Annotated in this window: 1 protein-coding gene; it reads right to left on the bottom strand. The window is 67.8% G+C overall.

Annotation, left to right across the window (positions count from 1 at the left end; all coding sequences use genetic code 11):
* Nucleotides 1-67: 67 nt before the first annotated feature.
* The gene (locus tag EOA33_RS38330; protein WP_126058761.1) at nt 68-406 is read right to left on the bottom strand and encodes a hypothetical protein; all 339 of its coding nucleotides are present in this window, start codon (nt 404-406) and stop codon (nt 68-70) included.
* Between the last annotated feature and the right edge of the window lie 66 nt (nt 407-472).

A 472-nucleotide genomic window follows, 5' to 3' on the forward strand; every position in this document is an offset into this window, starting at 1 on the left:
GGCATGTGTCAGCCACTCCCCGGCGGGTCCCGGGGCGGGTTCGGGGCCCGCCTCGCCGCATGTCTTCTCAGATATCCGGCGCGTTGCCGATCCGGGGCTTGATCTCGAGCGCCCAGGCGCGACCCTCGTCGCCGCCCCACAGTAGCCAGGCGATGTAGCCCGCCGACGGGTTCTGCTCGTTGCCGTAGTTCTTGCCCTTTTTGTCGACCTCGTGGCGGGCGAAATAGCTGACCATGCGCCTGATCGTCGACGGCGAGAGCTTCCGCCGGTTCTTCAGCTCCGTCGCCCGCGCCACGCCGATCTCGGTGCCGCCGCGGCCGAATTTTTCGCGCAGCCTAAGGCCCTTGGCGGCGTTGTCGGCGACGATCCGCGGGCTGCGCAGGTCGATCTCGGCGGGGTCGTGCATGGTCGTCTCTCCGGCCTGGCAGCCAAGCTGACGACGAGAATGCAGGAAAGCTGGACTTGTGTGCAG

This window comes from Mesorhizobium sp. M4A.F.Ca.ET.050.02.1.1 (assembly GCF_003997725.1).
In the GTDB taxonomy this organism is placed as follows: Bacteria; Pseudomonadota; Alphaproteobacteria; order Rhizobiales; family Rhizobiaceae; genus Mesorhizobium.

What these genes read in the sequence shown, in the direction of transcription:
- EOA33_RS38330 (WP_126058761.1), bottom strand. Translation starts at nt 406, where the DNA reads ATGCACGACCCCGCCGAGATCGACCTGCGCAGCCCGCGGATCGTCGCC.